Below are 20947 nucleotides of genomic sequence, written 5' to 3' on the forward strand. Positions count from 1 at the left end.
GGCACTAGTTATGTCATCAGGCAGGAGTCATAGAGAGAAAAAGAGAAACTAGTATCATGAGTTATCGGAACTCAAAGATTTACCGAATAGTTACGGATTCGGTGAACTTGGATAAAAAACAATTTCCGTTCAGGGAGGGAGGAAGCAGCATTGAGTTTAAAAGTTGATTTGGAAGTTAAGTATGGCGTGCTGTGTATCCGGCTTGAGGGTGAACTTGATCATCATACGGCAGATGAATTACGTGAAAAGGTCAACAATGTCATGGATGAGGAAATGGTTCAACATATTTTGCTGAATATGGGGAAACTCACATTTATGGATAGTTCAGGTTTGGGTGTTATTTTGGGTCGCTACAAGAGAATTTCCGGACTTGGAGGGGAAATGGTTATATGTTCTATTTCTCCGGCCGTTCGTCGCTTGTTTGAACTGAGCGGTATGTTTAAAATTATTCGTCTGGAAACTGATGAAGACTATGCACTTCACACTCTGGGGGTGGCCTGAATGAGAAATGAAATGTCATTAACCTTCTCTGCAATCAGTGAAAATGAATCGTTTGCACGAGTGACGGTTGCGGCATTTGTCGCTCAATTGGACCCGACACTCGACGAATTGACAGAAATTAAAACAGTTGTTTCTGAAGCGGTAACTAACTGTATCATTCACGGTTATGAAAATAGCGGTATCGGAAAAGTAACCATTAACACCTCTCTCGATGACGCTATCGTTACTGTGACGATCCATGACGACGGCGTGGGTATTAAAGATGTGGAACAAGCGAAACAGCCGCTCTTTACAACTAAGCCTGAGCTTGAGCGCTCCGGCATGGGGTTCACGATCATGGAGAATTTTATGGATCATGTAACGATTGAGACAAAGGAAGGAAAGGGAACGACGATCATCATGACCAAGGAAATCGCCCGCAACCGAGCGATATGCAAGTAGGGAGACATGCAAATGGAGCTTGATCGCAAAATGGCGTCTAAAGAACCGCTGCTTGGTGATGCTGAAGTAAAGCAGCTGATTAAACAGAGCCAGACGGGTGATCATGAGGCGCGCGACCGCCTTGTTCAGAAGAATATGAGGCTTGTTTGGTCAGTTGTTCAGCGTTTTATAAATCGAGGTTATGAGCCGGACGATCTTTTCCAGATCGGCTGTATCGGCTTGTTAAAATCCATTGATAAATTTGATCTTTCCTATGATGTTCGCTTCTCCACTTACGCCGTTCCGATGATCATCGGTGAAATTCAGCGTTTTATTCGGGATGATGGCGCAGTCAAAGTCAGTCGTTCATTAAAGGAAACAGGAATTAAGGTTCGCAAGAAGAAAGATGAATTGTCTAAGCGATTAGGCAGAAATCCGACTGTCGGCGAATTAGCTGATGCTTTGGAGCTTTCTCCAGAAGATATTGTACTCTCTCAAGAAGCGATTCGGGCGCCTTCTTCGATTCACGAAACCGTTTTTGAAAATGATGGGGATCCGATCACAATTCTTGATCAGATTTCAGATGGTGAAAGTGGAAAATGGTTTGATCAGATGGTTGTTCGTGAGGCGGTTGAGCAATTGAACGACCGTGAAAAACTGATTGTGTACTTGCGCTATTTTAAAGACCAGACTCAGACAGAGGTGGCACAGCGACTGGGTATCTCACAGGTTCAAGTGTCACGTCTTGAAAAGAAAATACTAGAAGAAATCAAAAGCCAGATTGCCGAATAAGAGCTGTCTGGCTTTTTTTTACACGCTCATTTCATTTAATTCTTTGCACAATGATAACGGAATCTAGCATAAGTGCAACTAAGTCATTGCCATGCTGGTACGACGATAAGGTCATTAAGATTCGGATGGGCGATCAGTTAAGCGCCCAATCGAAGAAATAAACGGAGAAATTCCGCTTAAATAGAAAGTGAATGAAAAAATTGCTTAAATAGACGGAGAAATTCCGCTTATCGCATTGAAAAACGTGAAAATAGAGGCTTTTCCTGTGCTTAACCGGAAAAGTTCCCCTTATTTACCTTTGAAACAAGCGCCATGATGCATATAGCCGGAAAATCTCCGCTTATTTTACTCCGGCCGCGTTACTTAATTAAGGATCAAAATGATTTATGAAATAGAACTGTTTGTTCAAGACAAGCTTGATGATTCAAAACCGCATTTAGCGAAAGTCATCAGTGTCTTAGCTGAGAATCAGAGCGGAGGTGCGAGGGCGCCTGCGGGAGCGCAGGCCAAAGGAGACCCCGCAGATTACAGCCTGTCTGAGGAGGCTCCTGGACTGCCCGCGGCAAGCGAGCAACCGAAGCGCCGATTCAGTACCGAAAAGACACGAACCAATAACACATGGCTGGAGATTAAGGACCGTGCCTTGCCCGGTTTTTCTAATTTTGAGCGTTCGGGCATAATTTACAGCAGTTGGCAGATACTAACCTTCAGCATAGATCGGAAGGGAGTTTATTTTCATGCTTAATGATCCCAAAAACTACAAAGAAAATGTGAACGCATATCTACCCAAAATCCCTTATTTTATGAATTGTCTTAAGGCTTTTTTGGTTGGGGGACTTATTTGTCTCATTGGTCAAGGAATCCAGACCTTCTATATGTATTTCTTCCACTTCTCCAAGCAAACGGCGGGGAATCCGACGGTGGCGACACTTATTCTTATCTCGGCATTGATGACCGGCTTCGGGGTCTACGATAAAATCGCTCAATTCGCTGGAGCAGGCACCATTGTTCCGGTGACAGGTTTTGCGAATTCAATCACAAGCAGTGCGCTAGAGCACAAGAGTGAAGGCATTGTTCTTGGTATTGCGACAAACCTATTCCAGCTTGCCGGAGAAGTCATTGTTTTCGGTGTTGTATCAGCTGCCGTATTGGGGATACTCCGGCTGTTCATTGAACAAGTATTCTAAGGAGGCGTGATCACGTGAGTAAAGTAAGAAAACAGACCTGGAGATTCGATCATCCGATCTATTTGGCTGCAACGGGTACTGCGGTCGGCCCGCTCGAAGCCAAAGGTCCGTTGGTAGAAAGTTTTGACAAAAAATTTGAACATCTGGATTGCGGCGAACAAACATGGTCAAAAGCGGAGCGTGCGCTTATGCGCCGGTCCATCTCTGCCTGCTTGGCGAAGGCGGGAAAAGTAGAAGGAGATATTGATCTTTTTCTGGCCGGTGATTTGATGGATCAAAGTGTGACGTCCAATTTTATCGCACGGGAGAACCGGATTCCTTTTCTTGGAATGTTTGGCGCATGTTCCACATCGATGGAAACTTTAGCGACAGGCGCGCAGCTAGTAGACAGCGGTTTTGCCGATAATGTGCTGTGCGCGGTAAGCAGCCACAATGCGACCGCCGAACGGCAATTCCGCTACCCGACAGAATACGGTGGACCGACAAAGTTGACACAAACATTCACTGTTACCGGCGCCGGCGCGACGATCGTCACAAGGGAACCTGGAAAAGTGTTGGTTAAGGAAGCTACAATCGGACGCGTCATCGACTGGGGAATTGACGATGCCAGCAATTTGGGAACGGCAATGGCTCCGGCAGCGGCAGATACAATTTGGACGCATTTCCAGGATACCGGACGCAAGCCGGAAGACTATGACCTGATTGTTACCGGGGATCTTTCAAGCGTCGGATCTCCGATTCTTGATGAAATCCTTCTTGAAAAAGGCTTGGATATTACAAATGTTCATCAAGATTGCGGCACGATGGTCTATACGTCGGATCAACCAGTTAGCGCGGGGGGAAGCGGGTGCGCTTGCTCCGCTGTTGTTACTTACGGGTATTTGTACAACAGACTTTCCGAAGGTTCGTTAAAACGCGTGCTTGTTGTTGCTACAGGCGCCCTGCTTAACAGTTCGACACCGAAAGAAAAGGAAACAATCCCATGTATTGCGCATGCCGTTCTTTTGGAATCAGCAAAGGAGGTACAACCATGACTTTTGTCTATGCTTTTCTTGTTGGAGGCGCAATCTGTGTCGTTGGGCAGCTCATGATGGATGTCTTCAAATTAACGCCCGCGCATGTCGTTGCAACTTTTGTTGTCGTTGGCGCTGCTTTGGATGTATTTGGAGTCTACGACCATTTGATTGAGTTTGCTGGAGCGGGAGCAACTGTGCCGATTACCAGTTTTGGACATTCATTGCTTCACGGTGCCATGACAGAAGGACATCAGCATGGCTATTTAGGCATTGCAATGGGCATATTCAAACTGACATCAGCAGGAATAACCTCTGCCATTTTATTTGGTTTCCTTGTTGCATTGTTCTTTAAGCCAAAGGGATAAGTTTGGATCCGTTATGGAGGAGTCGTAGGTATGGAGAATCAAACAGAAAAAAAACAAATTAGTGCGGACATTGCTGAGAACGTGGATCAAATGCAGCAAATCCTTGATTTTGGGCCGCACAATTTTGATGTCGGTTTACGCGAAATCAGGATTCTTGGTCGTGAATGCCGAATATACTATACCAATAGCTTGGTGGACTCCAGCATTCTTGTAGTCATGATGCGTGAATTCATGCGCTTTTCTAATGAAAATTTGAAAAATGTCGACGTGTTTAAAGAAATTAAACAACATCTTGTTCATCAGCAGGTAGAAGAAGTCACAATGATCAATGACGCGGTTGACAAGATGCTCACTGGTCGTATTGTTATTTTCATTGATGGCGAATCGACAGGGCTTTGCATCGACCTCCGCCACTATCCGGGCAGGCAGCCGCAGGAACCTGATGTTGAGAAAGTTGTTCGTGGCTCTAAAGATGGTTTTACTGAAAACATCATCGAAAATTCAGGTTTGATCAGAAGACGTATTCGCGACCCACGATTCCGTTGCGAGATCTCACAAATCGGTGTGCGTTCGAAAACCGATGTCTGTCTCTGCTATTTAAAAGATGTTGCTAATCCGGGTTTGATCAAAACAATTAGAAAGGAATTAAATGCAATTAATGTAGATGGGATACCCATGGCCGATAATGCGATCGAGGAGTTTATCTTGAAGCAAGGTTGGAACCCGTTTCCGCTTGTTCGGTACACTGGACGTCCGGATGTCGCCGCCACACATCTGCTTGAGGGTCACGTGGTAATCATTACAGACACCTCGCCGAGTGTCATGATTTTGCCAACGACACTTTTTCATCATGTACAGCATGCAGAAGAATATCGACAAGTAACCGCTTCGGGAGCGTTGCTTCGATGGTTTCGTTTCATGGCTATTCTTGCATCGGTCTTTCTCGTTCCCTTGTGGCTGCTGCTTGTAGAGGATCATTTGCTGCCGAATTTTCTCGATTTCATCGGACCTAACAAAAGTGATTTCAATATCCCATTGCTTATCCAATTTCTGATCGCTGAAGTGGGCATTGAGACACTGCGATTAGCGGCAATTCACACACCTACGTCATTATCGACTGCACTTGGTCTCATAGCAGCAGTTCTCGTCGGGCAAATTGCCATTGAAGCTGGTATTTTTGTCACGGAAGTAATTCTATATACTTCGGTTGCCGCGATCGGAGGATTTGCGACACCTAGCTATGAACTTCAGTTGGCTAATAAAATGGTACGAATTATTTTGATCTTGTCGGCAGGTCTGTTCCATGTTCCAGGTTTTATGATTGCGACGACATTATTTATTATTTATCTATCGCATGTCCGCAATCTTAACACGCCTTATCTATGGCCATTCATTCCCTTCAATCCGACAGGACTGTATAATATCTTGATCCGGCGCGCGCTGCCTACTTCAGTGGTACGTCCCAGCATTGTGCGGCCGATTGATAAGTACCGTCAGCCCGCAAAAGACAAGTCAAAGTGATTCTTGTCTTCATAGGATAATCATGGTACACTAGCACTAAATTTTTGTTCGTGCTGCTTACATAGAGAGAGAACAGACGCAGCTGTCTGTTTTATACAAATTAGACTATTTGCGAAGTCTAGTAGAAGAGACAATGAGACTTGGCCGGAGCCAAAGGCTTGGCTGTGCCGGCATTCTTTACGATGGGAGAGGTTTTCTTTTGTTCGGAACGCAGACAATAAATGAACAAGGCCATTTATGTATCGGCGGTATGGATACCAAGGATTTGGCAAAGGAATTTGGCACACCGCTTTATATCTATGACACAGCTTTGATAAAGCAAAAAATTAGTGAATTTAAACAGGCGTTTAATCAACATGAGGGTTTAAAATGGCAGATTGCTTATGCGAGCAAAGCATTTTCCACTGTGGCTATGATACAGCTTATTGATCAACAAGGGCTGTCGCTGGATGTTGTATCCGGGGGGGAGCTTTATACCGCATTGAAAGCAGGTATGAATCCTGAACGCATTCATTTTCATGGCAACAATAAATCGGAGTCTGAGCTTGCGATGGCACTAGATGCAAAAATCGGAGCTGTTATCGTTGACAATTTTTATGAATTGAAATTGCTAGAAAAAATGTGCGCGGAGCGTAATCAGGAGATCGCGATTCTGCTTCGCGTCACGCCTGGAGTCGAGGCTCATACACATGAATTTATAATGACCGGTCAGGATGATTCTAAGTTTGGGTTCAACTTAGATAATGGTATGGCTGACGAGGCGGTTAAACGATCACTTCGCTCACCTCACCTTAATCTAAAAGGCATCCACTCACATATCGGATCACAGATCTTTGAAACGGACGGATTTGCGGGTGCTATACGTATCATGATGAAACATGTAGACACATGGGCGCGTGATTTTGCTTTTCAACTTGACGTACTTAATGTTGGCGGTGGATTTGGTATTCATTATACGGAGGGTGACAACCCGCTTCCGATTGAGCGGTATATTGATACCATTGTGGACACAACTGAAGAAGAGTGCACTCGGTACAATCTAACAATGCCGGAAGTATGGATTGAACCGGGTCGGTCTGTTGTCGGAGAGGCGGGCACCACGCTCTACACAGTCGGCTCGTCAAAAAAAATTCCCGGCATCAGAAATTATTTGTCTGTTGACGGAGGCATGTCGGATAATATCAGGCCCTCGCTCTACCAAGCACAATACAAGGCGATTTGCGCAAACAAAGCATTAGAACCCGCGGACAGCCAAGTCGCTCTGGCGGGCAAATGCTGCGAGTCCGGAGATGTCCTGATTAAAGAAGCGGATCTGCCTGAATCCTGTAGCGCCGGCGACCTCGTTGCTGTTTTTTCGACAGGTGCTTATGGCTATTCAATGGCGAGCCATTATAATCGAATCACGAATCCGGCGGTTGTTTTTGTTGAAAACGGCGAAGCGTCGCTTGTTGTTCGAAGAGAAACCTATGAGGACTTAATTCGTCAGGATATGGCGCTTAACAATCTTTCGCGGAACAGTTCACAGTATGAGAACGCAAAGAATTAAGGCATGTTTTGCAGCTTTTTTTATTGATGATCTCCGAATAGATGCACAGCTTCATTCTTTTGGTTATAATATAAATGGTGAAATATGTTCACGTGATTGACGTGCAGATTTCATTATCTCATAGTTATGAGGGGTTCAAAATGCTGATTCGCTATAAAAAGAGTTATGAAAAGATAGCTATGGGCCTGCTATCTTTTATTCCGTCTGAGAAAGAGATAAAGCTGCTTTTACAAACGATTAAAAGATATGAGGACGATGAGAGCTGGCAGCTTTTTTTATGGAAAGATGATGAAGATATACTGGGTGTGATCGGCGTGCAGATAACTTCTGATCATGAGGCGGTTATTGAACATATTAGTGTCAATCCTTCCTACCGTGCGGAGGGGGTTGGCAAGAAGATGATCCTGGCACTGGGTAAACTAATTGGAGAACAAACGACATTGACTCCATCCCAGGCTATTGAGTCATACTTTGATAAGTGTTTTGAAGAGGGGGATAAAAAGGAAACCAATTCATAAAATGGTTTCTTTTTTTTTGGCTCGTTTGGCTCTGCACATATCAATACGAAGGAAGCTCCTCCTGCACAGGGCGAGTGGCCACATATTCTGTGAATGCACATTCACGGAATACACGTTCTATGCTACAATTAGTGCATTAAGTTTGGAATCAGGGGGATAAGTTTGGAATATAAGGTGAAAATTGATGCTTTTGAAGGCCCTCTCGATTTGCTTCTGCATCTGATTAAAAAATTTGAAATCGATATATATGACATCCCGGTCGCGGAGATTACGAATCAGTATCTAGACTTTATCCATCAAATGCAGAAACTAGAGTTAAATATTGCCAGTGAGTATTTACTTATGGCTGCAACACTGATTGCGATGAAAAGCAGGATGCTTTTGCCGAAACCAGAGCTCCCAAGTGTTGACGTGGATGAGCCTTACGAGGACCCGGAGATGGCGCGCGAGGCACTAATGCGGCAACTGCTGGACTACCGCCAGTTTAAAGAAGCGGCTGAAGTTTTGAAGGAAAATGAAAATGAACGCATGCAGTTGTTTGCCAAATTGCCTTCAGATCTTACACCCTATGAGAACAATGATCTGACTACGATTCCACTGGCTGGCAGAGCTACAGTGCATGATATGTTGCGCGCATTCCGGCGTTTGATGTTGAAAAAAAAGCTGGAAGAACCTTTGAACACGAAAATAGATCGGCAGGTGCTGCCGATCGGGCAGCAAATGAACCTGGTCATGGAGAAATTAAAGGTCGCCGAACATCCGTTGTCTTTCCAATCTATTTTTGACTATCCTGATCGGTCCCATCTCATTGTCACCTTCCTTGCCCTGCTTGAGCTGATGAAAATGAATGCTGTCTCATGCCGACAGAGTGAGAATTTCGATGATATACTGATCAATCTTGGAGAAGGAGCAGATGACTTTGACGCCACTGAAAATCCATTCGATTATTGAAGGACTTCTCTATCTGACAGGAGAAGAAGGGCTGCTTGTCGAACAAATTAATAAAGTACTTCCTGAATGCACAGCACAGGAAATTATCAATCACGTTGAGCAAATGAAAAAAGATTATCAAGAAAATGAGGCAAGCGGCCTGATGATTGCGGATCAACCGAATGGCTATCGCTTGACAACAAAGCCATTTATGGCTGATTACGCGGAAAAATTTGCAGTTATTCCAAAGACTGCGCCGCTGTCCCAGGCCGCACTGGAAACGATCGCAATTATCGCATATAAACAACCGGTTTCACGCATTGATATTGAAGAAATACGTGGGGTTAAGTCTGAACGCGCGTTGCAAACACTAGTTGTCAAAGGACTTATTAAGGAAGTTGGCCGGGCGGAGGGCAGTGGCCGAGCGATTCTTTATGGCGTGACTCCTATATTTCTCGACTATTTTGGTCTTCATGACCTGAGTGAACTTCCTCCTCTGGCCGAGATGGTGAAGCATCAGAACGAACAGCTTGATGCTTATGATTTATTTTATGATCACTATAAAGAAACGATTAAGAATCTGTAACTAAAAGAAGGCCGAGATCAAGCAGATTGTGTTTACACCAGATGGCTTTTTCGGGAGGGTGTCACCAATGTTTGCGCAATTAAAAGGCTATTGGGATCACTATGTGCAAGAAAATCGTAGACAAGTCATCGCTCTTGGTTTATGTACGCCGCTGCTTATTGGTATTCCTGCACTGGTCGCGGTGATCATGATTCACGGAACATTTTTTGAGGCTGTTTTTAATTTTCTATTTACACTTGTATTTATCGCGTTATTTGCGTGTCTCCCTCTTTTTCTGCTTAGCATTTCTTCTGTGTGGTCGCAGCAGTTCAGAATCACTTGGACTGTAATTTCATCAGTCTTTTTTATCTTATGGTTTATTCTTTTTCAACTCACGAACTTTTACTTTTAGAGGGTGTTCAAAAAGTCTGGGAAAAAGGCAATGAGGATCTTCTGCTAACAGCATGCACGTCCTGTGCAAAACGCAGGAGTCACCGCATCCTGCGGAAGTTCTGTGTCAGCTTGTTTCTCGGCTCTCTTTGTCCTCCTTTTTGAACAGACTCTTTTAGGCGAAAAAAATCATAATCCGCTTGTCCCAGCATAACTTCTTATTAAGGGTGTCCAAACTGTCCGGGAGTATGCGGGTTATTTATGAAGGTGTTCTTGTCCAGGCTCTCTTTGCCTGATTTTCCCGGTTCATTTTGCCCCTTGCCAAAAACGTCTGATTTTGATCAGGACAGGGGATGGAAATTGTGGGGATCATGCTAAAGAGAGCTTTATTTTTGCTTCTATTTTTCATACTTGTTTTTTCTATTTATCCACGGATCTCACACGCAGCCGGGCCAGGAGTATCCGCGCAATCCGCTGTACTCATGGATCAGTCGTCCGGTCGTGTTTTGTTTCAACATAACAGCCAGGAAAAATTGCCGATTGCAAGCATTACAAAAGTAATGACGGCTATTCTTGCCATCGAGTCAGGTAATATGAATAAAACGTTTACCGTGAGTGAAGAGGCGCTGCGTACGGAAGGATCGTCCATTTATCTGAAAGCCGGTGAAAGGATGAAGCTCAAGGATATGGTGTACGGGCTCATGCTTCGATCAGGAAATGACGCGTCGCGCGCGATTGCTGAAGCGGTCGGTGGGAGTGAATCCGGTTTTGTACTGATGATGAATGAGAAGGCACGTGTACTTGGTATGACGAATTCTCATTTTACCAACCCAAACGGTCTTGAAAATCCCGATCATTACTCCACTGCTTATGATATGGCACTGCTATTGCGCTATGCAATGGGAAATGCTCAGTTTCGTAAGGTAGTTGGGACGAAGCTCCACCGTGTGCCTGCCACAAATAAAGAAGTTGCCCGTGCGTGGAAAAATAAAAATAAAATGTTGCGACTCTACAAATATGCTACCGGTGGAAAAACAGGTTTTACCAAAAAAGCAAGGAGAACCTTAATTTCAACTGCTTCAAAAGATGATCTGAATTTGATCGCGGTGACCTTGAATGACGGTGATGACTGGAAAGATCATCAAGGGATGTTCGAATGGGCCTTTGCTAACTATAAACCGATTCAGGTGGTTAGAAAGGGCAAATTGAAGGCTCATGTCCATGCGTTTTATCAAGATCATATCTACGTCAAACGTTCTAGCGTTCTGCCTTTGGCTAAGGGCGAGCAAAAGCAGGTTAAAAAGCAATTGGTGCTTGTGAAGCCAAAGAAACAAAAAAATTGGAAGCCAGATTCCCCTGCCGGACGTCTTGATTTAATGATAGGAAAACAAAAATTAGCGTCGTTACCTGTTTACTATAAAGTGGAGCAAAAGGAGAAGAAGGGATTTTGGGCACGTTTTAACGGATTCTTACACGCTATTGTCACCGGAGAAGGGCTATGATTAATATCATCTGGGTCGCACTTTTTTTGATTGGGATGGGCTACGCCGCATTCAATGGAACAATGGATGATGTCAACAAGGCGATCTTTAATTCAGCGGGAAATGCTGTACAAATATGCTTTGGGTTGATTAGTGTTTTGATATTCTGGCTCGGTTTGATGAAAATTGCCGAAAAGTCCGGGTTGCTGGAAAAATTAAGTACATTGTTCAAACCAATTATGAAACGTATTTTTCCTGAGGTTCCGCCTGAACATCCTGCAATGGGGTATATCATGTCCAACACAATTGCAAATATGTTCGGACTCGGCAATGCCGCTACCCCTATGGGAATCAAGGCAATGGAAGAATTGAAAAAGCTGAATGGAGGAAAATCGACACCAAGCCGATCCATGATTACGCTGCTTGCCTTAAACACGTCCGGCTTAACGCTGGTCCCTACAACGGTTATTGCCATACGCATGAATTCACACGCGCTTTCACCGACGGATATTGTCGGCCCAACATTGCTTGCAACATGCTGCACGACGGTCGCTGCGCTTATTATTGACCGCTACTTTTATCATCGCAGGAAACGAAGGGAGCGAAAGTAATGGCGCTGATCACAACTTTTTCAACCTGGATCGTTCCCTGCCTGATCGCGATTATTCTGCTCTATGGGACATTCAAAAAGGTAGCGTCCTACGATGCATTTGTTGAAGGAGGTAAAGAAGGCTTCTCACTCGCCATTTCGGTTATGCCGTTTCTCTTGGGTATGCTGGTTGCAATCAGTGTTTTTCGTGCATCTGGAGCAATGGATGCACTGATTCATCTAATTAGTCCTTTGCTTTCAGCAGTCGGTATGCCGCCTCAAGTATTACCCCTTGCACTGATGCGTCCTTTATCAGGAACCGGCGCACTAGGCTTAATGACCGACCTCATTAAAACATATGGAGCGGACTCATTTATTGGGAAGCTTGCGTCCGTGATGCAAGGGAGTACGGATACCACATTTTATGTTGTGACTGTTTATTTTGGTGCGGTCGGTATTCATCGAATCGGCGATGCGCTGAAAGTCGGCTTATTAGCTGATCTCGTCGGTGTGATTTGTGCTGTATGGATCGTAACTTTGATGTTCGGATAATTTTAACTGCGGAAAAAAAGGTGCTGTGAATCGGCAGCTTTTTTGTTTGCATCATAATTGTGTCGGTAAAGTGAATAAATAATGAAACTTGAGAAAACAGATTAGTCGCGTTATGATATTTCTGAGGTGGAAGAATGGAACGATTACAGAAAGTCATAGCTCGCGCCGGTATTGCATCACGGCGAAAAGCAGAACAATTAATTTTAGACGGCAGAGTGCAAGTGAATGGTGCAACTGTTAAGGAGCTCGGCACGAAGGTATCGGTGAATGATAAAGTAACCGTCGACGGTGTTCCGCTTGATAAGGAAAGACTGGTGTACTATCTCTTTTACAAACCGACTGGAGTCATATCGAGCGTGAAGGATGATCGGAGCAGAACAACCGTTGTCGATTTCTTCAAGCACGTTCCGGAACGTATTTTCCCTGTCGGCCGTTTGGATTATGACACATCAGGTGCTCTGCTATTGACCAATGACGGAGAACTTGCAAACAAGCTGATGCACCCGAGTTTTGAATTTGATAAGACATACATAGTTAATGTCAATCCGATTCCGACAAGTGATCAATTGCGTCAGCTTGCTACTGGTGTTCGCCTAGAAGACGGCATGACGGCCAAAGCACGTGTTCAATTGCTCATTTCGGATAAGGAGAAAGGAACAGCATCCGTGCAGCTCACGATCCATGAGGGAAGAAATCGTCAAGTGCGGCGTATGTTCTCCGCTTTGCATCTTCATGTGCGTAAACTGAAACGAGAACGATATGGATTCTTGAGTTTAAACGGGTTACATCCCGGGGACAGCCGTGAATTAAAACCCCATGAAGTGAAAACATTAATGCATGAAACGCGCCATTCATAATTAGTACTGTTTTTTTTCAAGAAATTGTTTAAAATAAGACATAGGATTGACACATATATTACTAATAGTCGATTTTTCTGTCATACGCCTTACGAAACAGTTGAATCATAATCGACGAGTGCGGCAAGCGTGACGGATTTAAATGGGGGTTGTTTGAAGCTGCGGGTACGTCTTCAGACAGCAATGCGTTTATAAAAAGAGAGAATAAAGTGTACTGGTCGGAAAAGGGAGGATCTGAATGAAAGAGAAAAAAGCGGCAATTCTGATTGTCGATGACGAAGACAGAATCCGTAAACTCCTCAGAATGTATCTTGAACGTGAGAAGTATGTGATTGATGAAGCAGGAGACGGAGAAACCGCATTAAAAATGGCGTTGGACAAAGATTACGATTTGGTCCTGCTTGATTTGATGCTGCCGGGGATCAGCGGTGAGGAAGTTTGTGAACAATTACGCGAATCCAAAGCAACACCGGTCATTATGCTGACCGCTAAGGGTGAAGAAGCAAACCGCGTGCAAGGGTTTGAAGTCGGGACGGACGACTATATTGTCAAACCATTTAGTCCTCGCGAGGTTGTGCTTCGCGTAAAAGCGCTTCTGCGCCGCTCGTCAAAGACAAAATTCTTGGAGACGGAAACAACGACAAAAAATGTTATTGTGTTTCCACACTTGATGATTGATCATGACGCCCATCGCGTAAAGGTAGATAAACGCGAAGTCAGCCTGACACCTAAGGAATATGAATTGCTGTATTATCTTGCTCAAAATCCGGATAAGGTTTTCTCAAGAGAACAGCTATTGAAAGATGTCTGGAATTACGAATTTTTCGGGGATCTTCGGACGGTGGATACCCATGTGAAACGTTTGCGTGAAAAATTAAACAAAGTTTCAGAGGAAGCTGCGGAAATGATCATCACCGTATGGGGCGTCGGTTATAAAATTGAGGTTGATTCAGCGACATGATTTGGCGAAGCATCATTGGAAAATTATGGGCAACTATAATTTTAATTGTCACCATTGTGCTTATGTTCCTAACACTTTTTTTGCTTCAATTCTTTGAAAATAGCAACATCCAGCAAGCAGAGCATCAGATGGAAAAGATCGGTGTTAAAGCGGCGGCTTTGCTTGAGCATCATGCCGGGCGAACTGTTGATGATACACTAAAATCAGTGGCCGATATAGCGGACGTATATGATGCAGGTTATGTGATGATTGTAAATGGCAAGGTGTGGAGCGGTCCTGAGGGGAGTTCAGCGCCCGGTTTGCAGCGTGATTTTTTTGAGAATGACGCGACATTAAAACATGCGTTGACTGGCGAAAACACGGTGAAAAAAATCGGTACGTTCCGCATAACTGCTCACCAAAAAAAGAAAATCCAGCGGCTGATGATTGTCGGTGTCCCGATTCATGATTCTTCAAACACTCATGGAGCGGTGTACATCATTCAACCCATCCAGATTGCTCAAAATGCCTTAGATCAGTCAAAAAAACTGATCTATATTTGTGCCGGATTTTCAATTTTACTGACAACCTTTTTCGCTTTTTTCCTGTCGACAAGAATCGGATCACCACTAAGGAAAATGAGAAAAGCGGCACTGCAAGTTGCGCTTGGCAACTTTGATATTACTGTTCCGGTTATTACTCGTGATGAAGTCGGGGATCTTGCCGTTGCTTTCAATAATATGAGGCAGAAGCTGAAGACGAATATGAACGCGCTTAATCAGGAGAAGGAACAACTTGCCGGAATCCTACAAAATATGGCTGATGGTGTGCTGCTGATGAGTACAGATGCGCAAATAGCGGCGAGCAACCCGCCTGCAGACCATTTTGTTTACTCATGGAACTATGAACATAATGCAGATGCGAGCGGGCAGAAAACACCGGATCTTTTAGAGGACCTTTTCCATAAAGTATCGGCTGACGGTGCTCAGAAGACATGCGAGATAAGCGTTCAAGGCCGTATTTGGGTGGTCATTATGAAGCCGCTCTTTGATCATGATAAGATTCGCGGAGCTGTGGCGGTGCTTCGCGACATGACTGAGGAAAGGCACAACGATCAAATGATTAAAAGCTTTGTGGCGAATGTCAGCCACGAATTGAGGACGCCGATTTCCATGATGCAAGGCTATAGTGAAGCGATTATTGATGATATAGCAGAAAGTGCTCAGGAAAAAAAGGATATGGCGCAAATCATTTTGGATGAATCGAAACGTATGGGGCGTCTTGTCAATGAACTACTTGATTTGGCAAAGCTAGAGACAGGGCACTTTCAATTAGATCGACGAGAAGTCGCCCTTGACGCGTTCTTCAAACACATTGTCACAAAATTCAGCAAGGTTGCCAGTGATGCAGGTATCCGTATAGAAGCAGTGCTTCACGAGATCGACGGTAAACTTTTTGTCATGGATCCGGATCGCGTGGAACAAGTGATGACGAACCTCATTGACAATGCGATTCGTCACATGCATAAGGGCGGCGTTGTGACGGTCGAAGCGCGCTTTGAGCAAGGGCAGCTTCACGTATTTGTTCGAGATTCCGGAGTCGGCATTGTCAGGGAGGATATTCCCTTCGTTTTTGAACGCTTTTATAAGGCGGATAAAGCAAGGACGAGGGGGAAAGCCGGCACTGGTTTGGGACTTGCTATTGCCAAGCACATTGTGGAGGCACACGGCGGCGAAATCAGCGTCAACAGTATAAAAGGTGAAGGTACCACTTTTCAATTCACCTTGAAGCAAGGACGGGGCACTGAGCGCTAATTATGCGCACATAGAAAAAGAGGATTGGAGCGACGATACTCCATTCCTCTTTTTCTGTGTGCGCTCTTTTAAATACCGACAGCGTTATCCGTTCGTCCATTAAAAGGTGTCTCTGAAATACAAATAGACTCAGTAGGGCATCCATCATAGGCGTCTGCCAGATCCTCAAGCAATTCATCAGGAACCGCAACGTTCCCTTTGTTGTCATCAAGTAGAGAAAATGCAATTCCTTCGTCATCATAATCGTATAAATCCGGTGCAGTCGCGGCGCAGGCGCCACAAGCAATACAGGTGTCTTTATTTACAATCGTAAATTTATCAGCCATAATCATTTCCTTTCCGTTCCTAGAAAATTGCGTGGTCCATTGATCTCTTTTATTTTAAATAAGCTGATCGCTCTTTTCAATAGCTCTCAGTCGGCAATTCAATGAACAATTGTCGAAACCTTTCTTGAAAAAGGGTAGAATAGAGAAAATAAGGAGCATCATAGAGCGATTAAGGAGGATGCCCCAGTGTACTGTGACGCGCTTGTTCTATACTTAATTCATCAATTTCGAGGCGACCGCACTATTTCCGGAATCTATCACTTATTGAAAGGGAAAAAATCGTCGCAAAGTGTGCAGGACAGCTATCTTTTTCATGTGAAGCCGTTCTTTCATTCTTGCGATGATCTGGACCGTCACTCATTTCAAACGTTAGTTGAGCGGTTAAACGTTTGCGGATGGATTCAGTCTGCAGGCTCTGAGCAAATGCACTTTATCCTTTCAACGGAAGGCGAGCGCCAGCTCACCAGGTTTGACCTAAATAAATTGATTCCTGACGGACTTTGCAATACGGATCAAGTAAATGACGAGGGGAATTTTTGGCTAAAACTACAGCTTTCGGTTCAGACAATATCGGCACTGCAATATCATCAAAGTGCTTTTTTGCCGATTACACGACAACCATCTGTAACAGAAAGTGTCCGCAAACGGATTATGAAAGCTTCACTTAATCGAGATCAACTGGCAAGCCAATTACATCATGAACTTCACCAACTACTCCTGCCTATCCCTTTGACGGAAGCTGATCTTTTCGCAGCTCAACTTACAGGATTTAGAATGACAGGTCTTACCACCAGTCAGATCGCGGATTCAACCGGCAAAGACCCTTATGAATGCCGGATTCTTTTTAAATCAGCCTTAAGACGTATCATGAAAGAGGTTGCGGAGCATAAAGCGACCTATCCGTTCATTGCCGGATTAATGAAACAAACAGCTAGTACGCTCTCACTAACTGCCGGAGAAACATTCCATCTATTAAAGGAAGGGTTGTCACTGCAACAAGTAGCGAAAAGGCGTAATTTATCAGTGAGCACAATTGAGGATCATTTGGTAGAAATCACATTGAAGGAGCGAAATTTTAATTCATCTGACTTCCTTTCACATGAATTAGAACAACAAATAGTAGAGACCGCGAATCAGTTAAATACAAGGCAGCTTAAATCGATTAAGAACCAGCTTCATGACGAAATCTCTTATTTGCAGATTCGTCTTGCTCTTGCAAAAAACACTGTTCAGAAAGGAAGTCTGCTCATTGGTGAGAATGAAGAAACATCGAAGAGATGAGTGGATCCATCGAGCGCAAACCGTTTTAAAAGAGAAATTCGGTCATGATCAATTTCGTTGCGGTCAGCAGGAAATTATTCTCGACGTGTTAGAGGGTAAGGATGTATTTGCCATGTTGCCGACGGGAGGCGGAAAATCACTCTGTTATCAAATTCCCGGCTATTTGCTTAATGGGACCGTTCTCATTGTCTCACCCCTCTTGTCTTTGATGGAGGATCAGGTTAACGCATTGCGATCGATCGGTGAAACGAATGTACGGGCTTTAAATGGCTTGATTCATCCACATGAACGTTCTCGCGTTCTCGCCCATTTAAGCGAACTTCGATTTCTTTTTATTTCTCCAGAGATGTTGCGGGGGAGCACGATACGCGCGGCATTAGCGAAAATCACGATTTCATTGTTCGTTATCGATGAAGCCCATTGCGTGTCCCAATGGGGTCATGATTTTCGTCCGGATTATCTGCATCTGGCTGAAATCAGGACGCAGTTCGGTCACCCCCCATGTCTGGCGGTAACGGCAACAGCGGATGAACGCGTGAGAGAGGACATTGTGCGTTCGCTTGAATTGCATCATGTCAGCCAGACCCTGATGAGTGTCGACCGTGCCAATATCGCACTTGTTGTCCAGAGGGTCGCGACGAATGATGAAAAAGTTGACCATTTGTGTCACTTGCTTGAAAACACGCGATTACCGGGAATTATTTATTGCGCAAGTCGTGATTGGACCGAACGACTTGCGGATTATGTTCGCCGTAAACTAGGGCTGCGCGTCGCTTATTATCATGGCGGGATGGACCCTGTCGACCGAAGAAAAATACAAAATCAGTTTTTGGATTCTCAATTAGATTTGTTATGCTGTACCAACGCGTTCGGTATGGGAATTAACAAGCCGGATATACGATTGATCGTCCATTTTCATTTTCCTGCAACGATGAACGCGTATCTTCAGGAGATTGGACGCGCGTCGAGAGACGGTAAGCCGGGTCTTGCCGTGGTCTATTATGCGAAACAGGATGAGCAGTATCCTGAAGGATTTATAGATGGGAATTTCCCGGATGACGAGATACTTCATCGCAGCCTGAGTGAATTGGATCAGGGACTGTTAACAATCGGGAACAAAGAACAGTTTGTAAGCAGCCTCCTAGAACGCGGCGTAAGTGAGTCAGCTGCGCGGTTTATCTATGAAAAGGTTCAAAATAAACCCATCCACTGTACGTATCTTTCAATTTTTGATCAATGTAAGGCAGTTATCAATAAACGAAAGGCGATTCAATTACAGGATCTGTCCGTAATGAGGAATTACTTAACGAGCACGAATTGCAGGCGAGCGTTTTATTTAAAGGTTTATCATGAACATCAACCTGCACAAAAGCCGCACAATTGCTGTGATCGTTGCGGTATCGAGTTCAGTGATTTTCGGCAAACCGAATCAACAAATAAAAACGATACAGAGCGACACGGGCAGATTCTGGATTGGAAGAAAAGGCTGCAGATCATATTTAAAGAAGGCGAGCGGGCAGATGCTCCAATCAGGAATAAACGTGTCTAATTGGTCTTTTTTTACATGATGCTTGTTATCCGCCGAAGAAGAAAGGCAAGGATCAGTGAATTACTGTGTCTTAAATCAAAGGACTGTCCTATTTTCGTTACCCAGCTCATACTCATAGTTATGATGATGAGAGAGGTGATGGAACATGTCGCTTCAAGAATATCGCGATAAGGGACAAATTTCCGGAATCACATTCACTATTTTGTCGGAGCTCATTAAACGAAAGAAAGAGAAAGACAAATGGAACGGCAGAGAAACTGCAGCCGGACTTGCGTTGATTATCTGTGTTGGAATCATTGTTAGTTATGTTTTCTTTTCTCATCCGGGAATGCTTGGTTCAATGCATGATCTGAAAGCATTGATTGGCCGACCGTTGAGCTTGGCCTATGTCGCGCTTTGTGTCGCTCTTATCCTGCTCTTTACCTATTGCCATGGTGAACGGGAGGATGCCGAAGATGATTATGATGAGCTGCGTGAAGAAATCATTGAGCGCACAGATGAACTCTGGATGAATGATGAACCCGATACCAACGGCGACACAGATCGTTTTCATATTCTCAGCTTGCTTAAAAAGAAGTTTGACATCAATCTATTTTATAAGTGAACGGCATCGTCACTTTAGTGCCGATGCCGTTTACAACTATGAAGATGGCCGCTTCAATGGGGAATGAATGAAGCAGCCTTTGGTGTCCATGTATCTGTTTGTTGATCAGAACACTCTTTTTTTTGTCTGCTCTTCTTTTAGCAGTTCAACGGCTTCGCGGAAGCGTTGCGAGTGAACGATTTCACGTTCGCGGAGAAAGCCTAATGAATCATTAATTTGCGGGTCGTCGGAGATGTTGATGATCCATTGATAAGTAGATCTTGCCTTTTCTTCAGCTGCAATGTCTTCATACAGATCGGCAATCGGATCGCCTTTGGATTGAAGACCCATAGAGAAGTTTTGTCCTGCTGCGTTGTGATAGTATACGGATTTTCCGTGATCTACATAATGCTCACCTAGTCCTGCCTCTTTCAATTGTTCCGGCGTGGCGTCTTTTGTCAGTTTGTATACCATTGTGGCAATCATTTCCAAGTGAGCAAATTCTTCTGTTCCAATGTCGTTGAGCAGCCCCATAACACGACCTGGTATGGTGTAGCGCTGATTTAAATAGCGAAGGGCGGCTGCAAGCTCACCATCGGCACCGCCGTACTGTTCAATCAGAAATTTTGCCATCTTTGGATTGCAAATTCCGACGCGCACGGGGTACTGCAACTTTTTCTCGTAATACCACACAATTGTCCGCCTCCTCAGTCATAGTTGGTTATACTTGCCATGGCCATGGTGTGTCTTTCCACTGCCATGGATAAGCGGACAGACTATGCCCGAATTGTCTTAATGGTCCGTACCTCGCTTCAAATCCTTCGCGCAGCTCGGCACTTTTCTTTGCGGTCGAATTGAATTGTTTGAGTGCATCCAGATCATTTGGATGCGTATCAAGATATAGAGTCAGTTCGACAAGAGTAAAATCAATGGCTTGAAGTGATTTCAGATCTGAGTAGTAACTTTCAGGTACTTGTGTCGGTTCAGCCATTTGTCGTAAGCTCCTTTCTTTTTGAGAGATATGGATTTGTATAGGGTGTGTAGAGTCCCGGCCATAGTGTGCCGTGTGCAAGCGCGTCAAAAGGCGAGAATTGTTCCATTCCTTGTGGTTGAAAGCCAAGATACAGCTGAATCGGTGTCTCGTAAGAAATGGGTCCAAGAGGTGGGCAAGGATCGAATGGACTGACGTATGGTGTGTACCATTTCCTTGATGTAGTCAAGAGA

At 44.4% G+C, this 20947-nt stretch carries 26 protein-coding genes; 22 read left to right on the forward strand and 4 right to left on the reverse strand.

The features are described 5' to 3' along the window. The first annotated feature begins 150 nt into the window (after positions 1–150). From spoIIAA to BM003_RS00460, 19 genes are all read left to right on the forward strand, one after another. Positions 151–501: an anti-sigma F factor antagonist gene (spoIIAA, locus tag BM003_RS00370; RefSeq protein ID WP_093668952.1), complete on the forward strand. Its 351-nt coding sequence runs from the start codon at positions 151–153 to the stop codon at positions 499–501. Further along, on the forward strand, positions 502–942 hold the full coding sequence (gene spoIIAB / locus BM003_RS00375; protein WP_093668954.1) for an anti-sigma F factor: 441 nt from the start codon (positions 502–504) through the stop codon (positions 940–942). A gap of 12 nt (positions 943–954) precedes the next feature. Beyond that, complete coding sequence (sigF, locus tag BM003_RS00380) at positions 955–1713, forward strand: RNA polymerase sporulation sigma factor SigF (RefSeq protein WP_093668956.1); 759 nt, start codon at positions 955–957, stop codon at positions 1711–1713. Between the two features lie 379 nt (positions 1714–2092). Further along, positions 2093–2458, forward strand: coding sequence for a hypothetical protein (locus tag BM003_RS00385; RefSeq protein WP_093668958.1), 366 nt, complete (start codon positions 2093–2095; stop codon positions 2456–2458). Then, positions 2451–2900 carry a stage V sporulation protein AC gene (gene spoVAC / locus BM003_RS00390; protein ID WP_093668960.1) on the forward strand — a complete coding sequence of 150 codons (450 nt, stop codon included), beginning with the start codon at positions 2451–2453 and terminating at the stop codon, positions 2898–2900. The genes BM003_RS00385 and spoVAC overlap by 8 nt, the downstream gene beginning before the upstream one ends. Positions 2901–2914: 14 nt before the next feature. Next, positions 2915–3934 carry a stage V sporulation protein AD gene (gene spoVAD / locus BM003_RS00395; RefSeq protein WP_093668962.1) on the forward strand — a complete coding sequence of 340 codons (1020 nt, stop codon included), beginning with the start codon at positions 2915–2917 and terminating at the stop codon, positions 3932–3934. After that, positions 3931–4281, forward strand: a complete 351-nt coding sequence (spoVAE, locus tag BM003_RS00400; RefSeq protein WP_093668964.1) for a stage V sporulation protein AE — start codon at positions 3931–3933, stop codon at positions 4279–4281. Before spoVAD ends, spoVAE begins: the two co-directional genes overlap by 4 nt. Positions 4282–4311: 30 nt before the next feature. Beyond that, the gene (locus BM003_RS00405; RefSeq protein ID WP_093668966.1) at positions 4312–5802 is read left to right on the forward strand and encodes a spore germination protein; all 1491 of its coding nucleotides are present in this window, start codon (positions 4312–4314) and stop codon (positions 5800–5802) included. A gap of 133 nt (positions 5803–5935) precedes the next feature. Further along, entirely contained in the window at positions 5936–7348 is a 1413-nt protein-coding gene (lysA, locus tag BM003_RS00410) for a diaminopimelate decarboxylase (protein ID WP_093668968.1), read from the forward strand. A 140-nt stretch (positions 7349–7488) separates the two neighbouring features. Beyond that, the gene (locus BM003_RS00415; RefSeq protein ID WP_093668970.1) at positions 7489–7866 is read left to right on the forward strand and encodes a GNAT family N-acetyltransferase; all 378 of its coding nucleotides are present in this window, start codon (positions 7489–7491) and stop codon (positions 7864–7866) included. Between the two features lie 162 nt (positions 7867–8028). After that, the gene (locus BM003_RS00420; RefSeq protein WP_093668972.1) at positions 8029–8817 is read left to right on the forward strand and encodes a segregation/condensation protein A; all 789 of its coding nucleotides are present in this window, start codon (positions 8029–8031) and stop codon (positions 8815–8817) included. Further along, positions 8780–9382 carry an SMC-Scp complex subunit ScpB gene (scpB, locus tag BM003_RS00425; RefSeq protein WP_177184559.1) on the forward strand — a complete coding sequence of 201 codons (603 nt, stop codon included), beginning with the start codon at positions 8780–8782 and terminating at the stop codon, positions 9380–9382. Before BM003_RS00420 ends, scpB begins: the two co-directional genes overlap by 38 nt. A 67-nt stretch (positions 9383–9449) precedes the next feature. After that, positions 9450–9773 carry a hypothetical protein gene (locus BM003_RS00430; protein ID WP_093668974.1) on the forward strand — a complete coding sequence of 108 codons (324 nt, stop codon included), beginning with the start codon at positions 9450–9452 and terminating at the stop codon, positions 9771–9773. A 349-nt stretch (positions 9774–10122) separates the two neighbouring features. After that, a complete protein-coding gene (locus BM003_RS00435; RefSeq protein ID WP_093669653.1) occupies positions 10123–11253 on the forward strand; it encodes a D-alanyl-D-alanine carboxypeptidase family protein in 1131 nt (376 codons plus the stop codon). Beyond that, positions 11250–11843: a nucleoside recognition domain-containing protein gene (locus BM003_RS00440; RefSeq protein ID WP_093668976.1), complete on the forward strand. Its 594-nt coding sequence runs from the start codon at positions 11250–11252 to the stop codon at positions 11841–11843. Before BM003_RS00435 ends, BM003_RS00440 begins: the two co-directional genes overlap by 4 nt. Further along, positions 11843–12373, forward strand: coding sequence for a spore maturation protein (locus BM003_RS00445; protein WP_093668978.1), 531 nt, complete (start codon positions 11843–11845; stop codon positions 12371–12373). The genes BM003_RS00440 and BM003_RS00445 overlap by 1 nt, the downstream gene beginning before the upstream one ends. Positions 12374–12507: 134 nt before the next feature. After that, entirely contained in the window at positions 12508–13230 is a 723-nt protein-coding gene (locus tag BM003_RS00450) for a pseudouridine synthase (RefSeq protein WP_093668980.1), read from the forward strand. Positions 13231–13468: 238 nt separating this feature from the next. Next, positions 13469–14191, forward strand: a complete 723-nt coding sequence (locus BM003_RS00455) for a response regulator transcription factor (RefSeq protein WP_093668982.1) — start codon at positions 13469–13471, stop codon at positions 14189–14191. Then, positions 14188–15984, forward strand: a complete 1797-nt coding sequence (locus tag BM003_RS00460) for an ATP-binding protein (protein ID WP_093668984.1) — start codon at positions 14188–14190, stop codon at positions 15982–15984. The genes BM003_RS00455 and BM003_RS00460 overlap by 4 nt, the downstream gene beginning before the upstream one ends. A 68-nt stretch (positions 15985–16052) precedes the next feature. On the opposite strand, the gene BM003_RS00465 is transcribed toward BM003_RS00460, so the two are convergent. After that, on the reverse strand, positions 16053–16310 hold the full coding sequence (locus tag BM003_RS00465; protein WP_093668986.1) for a ferredoxin: 258 nt from the start codon (positions 16308–16310) through the stop codon (positions 16053–16055). A gap of 186 nt (positions 16311–16496) precedes the next feature. Between BM003_RS00465 and BM003_RS00470 the strand changes: the two genes are divergently transcribed. From BM003_RS00470 to BM003_RS00480, 3 genes are all read left to right on the forward strand, one after another. Next, on the forward strand, positions 16497–17591 hold the full coding sequence (locus BM003_RS00470; RefSeq protein WP_093668987.1) for a YpbB family protein: 1095 nt from the start codon (positions 16497–16499) through the stop codon (positions 17589–17591). Beyond that, positions 17569–19140: a RecQ family ATP-dependent DNA helicase gene (locus BM003_RS00475; protein WP_093669655.1), complete on the forward strand. Its 1572-nt coding sequence runs from the start codon at positions 17569–17571 to the stop codon at positions 19138–19140. The genes BM003_RS00470 and BM003_RS00475 overlap by 23 nt, the downstream gene beginning before the upstream one ends. Positions 19141–19285: 145 nt before the next feature. After that, entirely contained in the window at positions 19286–19744 is a 459-nt protein-coding gene (locus BM003_RS00480; RefSeq protein WP_093668989.1) for a DUF2663 family protein, read from the forward strand. Between the two features lie 105 nt (positions 19745–19849). Here the strand turns inward: BM003_RS00480 and BM003_RS00485 are convergent, their stop codons facing one another. The 3 genes from BM003_RS00485 to BM003_RS00495 are packed head-to-tail and all read right to left on the reverse strand — an operon-like array spanning position 19850 to position 20943. Further along, the gene (locus tag BM003_RS00485; RefSeq protein WP_093668991.1) at positions 19850–20416 is read right to left on the reverse strand and encodes a manganese catalase family protein; all 567 of its coding nucleotides are present in this window, start codon (positions 20414–20416) and stop codon (positions 19850–19852) included. 28 nt (positions 20417–20444) lie between these two features. Beyond that, a complete protein-coding gene (locus tag BM003_RS00490; protein ID WP_093668993.1) occupies positions 20445–20714 on the reverse strand; it encodes a spore coat protein CotJB in 270 nt (89 codons plus the stop codon). Then, positions 20707–20943 (reverse strand): spore coat associated protein CotJA, encoded by a 237-nt coding sequence (locus BM003_RS00495; RefSeq protein ID WP_093668995.1) that lies wholly within the window; start codon positions 20941–20943, stop codon positions 20707–20709. The genes BM003_RS00490 and BM003_RS00495 overlap by 8 nt, the downstream gene beginning before the upstream one ends. Positions 20944–20947 lie beyond the last annotated feature (4 nt).

Source organism: Sporolactobacillus nakayamae, assembly GCF_900113325.1.
Taxonomy (GTDB): Bacteria; Bacillota; Bacilli; order Bacillales; family Sporolactobacillaceae; genus Sporolactobacillus; species Sporolactobacillus nakayamae.

Bases quoted from the DNA above. Each gene is read 5' to 3' on its own strand.
- BM003_RS00440 (WP_093668976.1), top strand. From the start codon at position 11,250: ATGATTAATATCATCTGGGTCGCACTTTTTTTGATTGGGATGGGCTAC.
- spoIIAB (WP_093668954.1), top strand. From the start codon at position 502: ATGAGAAATGAAATGTCATTAACCTTCTCTGCAATCAGTGAAAATGAA.
- BM003_RS00465 (WP_093668986.1), bottom strand. From the start codon at position 16,310: ATGGCTGATAAATTTACGATTGTAAATAAAGACACCTGTATTGCTTGT.
- BM003_RS00490 (WP_093668993.1), bottom strand. From the start codon at position 20,714: ATGGCTGAACCGACACAAGTACCTGAAAGTTACTACTCAGATCTGAAA.
- BM003_RS00450 (WP_093668980.1), top strand. From the start codon at position 12,508: ATGGAACGATTACAGAAAGTCATAGCTCGCGCCGGTATTGCATCACGG.
- lysA (WP_093668968.1), top strand. From the start codon at position 5,936: ATGAGACTTGGCCGGAGCCAAAGGCTTGGCTGTGCCGGCATTCTTTAC.
- BM003_RS00455 (WP_093668982.1), top strand. From the start codon at position 13,469: ATGAAAGAGAAAAAAGCGGCAATTCTGATTGTCGATGACGAAGACAGA.
- spoVAC (WP_093668960.1), top strand. From the start codon at position 2,451: ATGCTTAATGATCCCAAAAACTACAAAGAAAATGTGAACGCATATCTA.
- BM003_RS00430 (WP_093668974.1), top strand. From the start codon at position 9,450: ATGTTTGCGCAATTAAAAGGCTATTGGGATCACTATGTGCAAGAAAAT.
- BM003_RS00460 (WP_093668984.1), top strand. From the start codon at position 14,188: ATGATTTGGCGAAGCATCATTGGAAAATTATGGGCAACTATAATTTTA.
- spoVAE (WP_093668964.1), top strand. From the start codon at position 3,931: ATGACTTTTGTCTATGCTTTTCTTGTTGGAGGCGCAATCTGTGTCGTT.
- BM003_RS00385 (WP_093668958.1), top strand. From the start codon at position 2,093: ATGATTTATGAAATAGAACTGTTTGTTCAAGACAAGCTTGATGATTCA.
- scpB (WP_177184559.1), top strand. From the start codon at position 8,780: ATGACTTTGACGCCACTGAAAATCCATTCGATTATTGAAGGACTTCTC.
- BM003_RS00405 (WP_093668966.1), top strand. From the start codon at position 4,312: ATGGAGAATCAAACAGAAAAAAAACAAATTAGTGCGGACATTGCTGAG.
- BM003_RS00435 (WP_093669653.1), top strand. From the start codon at position 10,123: ATGCTAAAGAGAGCTTTATTTTTGCTTCTATTTTTCATACTTGTTTTT.
- BM003_RS00445 (WP_093668978.1), top strand. From the start codon at position 11,843: ATGGCGCTGATCACAACTTTTTCAACCTGGATCGTTCCCTGCCTGATC.
- BM003_RS00480 (WP_093668989.1), top strand. From the start codon at position 19,286: ATGTCGCTTCAAGAATATCGCGATAAGGGACAAATTTCCGGAATCACA.
- BM003_RS00475 (WP_093669655.1), top strand. From the start codon at position 17,569: ATGAAGAAACATCGAAGAGATGAGTGGATCCATCGAGCGCAAACCGTT.
- sigF (WP_093668956.1), top strand. From the start codon at position 955: ATGGAGCTTGATCGCAAAATGGCGTCTAAAGAACCGCTGCTTGGTGAT.
- BM003_RS00415 (WP_093668970.1), top strand. From the start codon at position 7,489: ATGCTGATTCGCTATAAAAAGAGTTATGAAAAGATAGCTATGGGCCTG.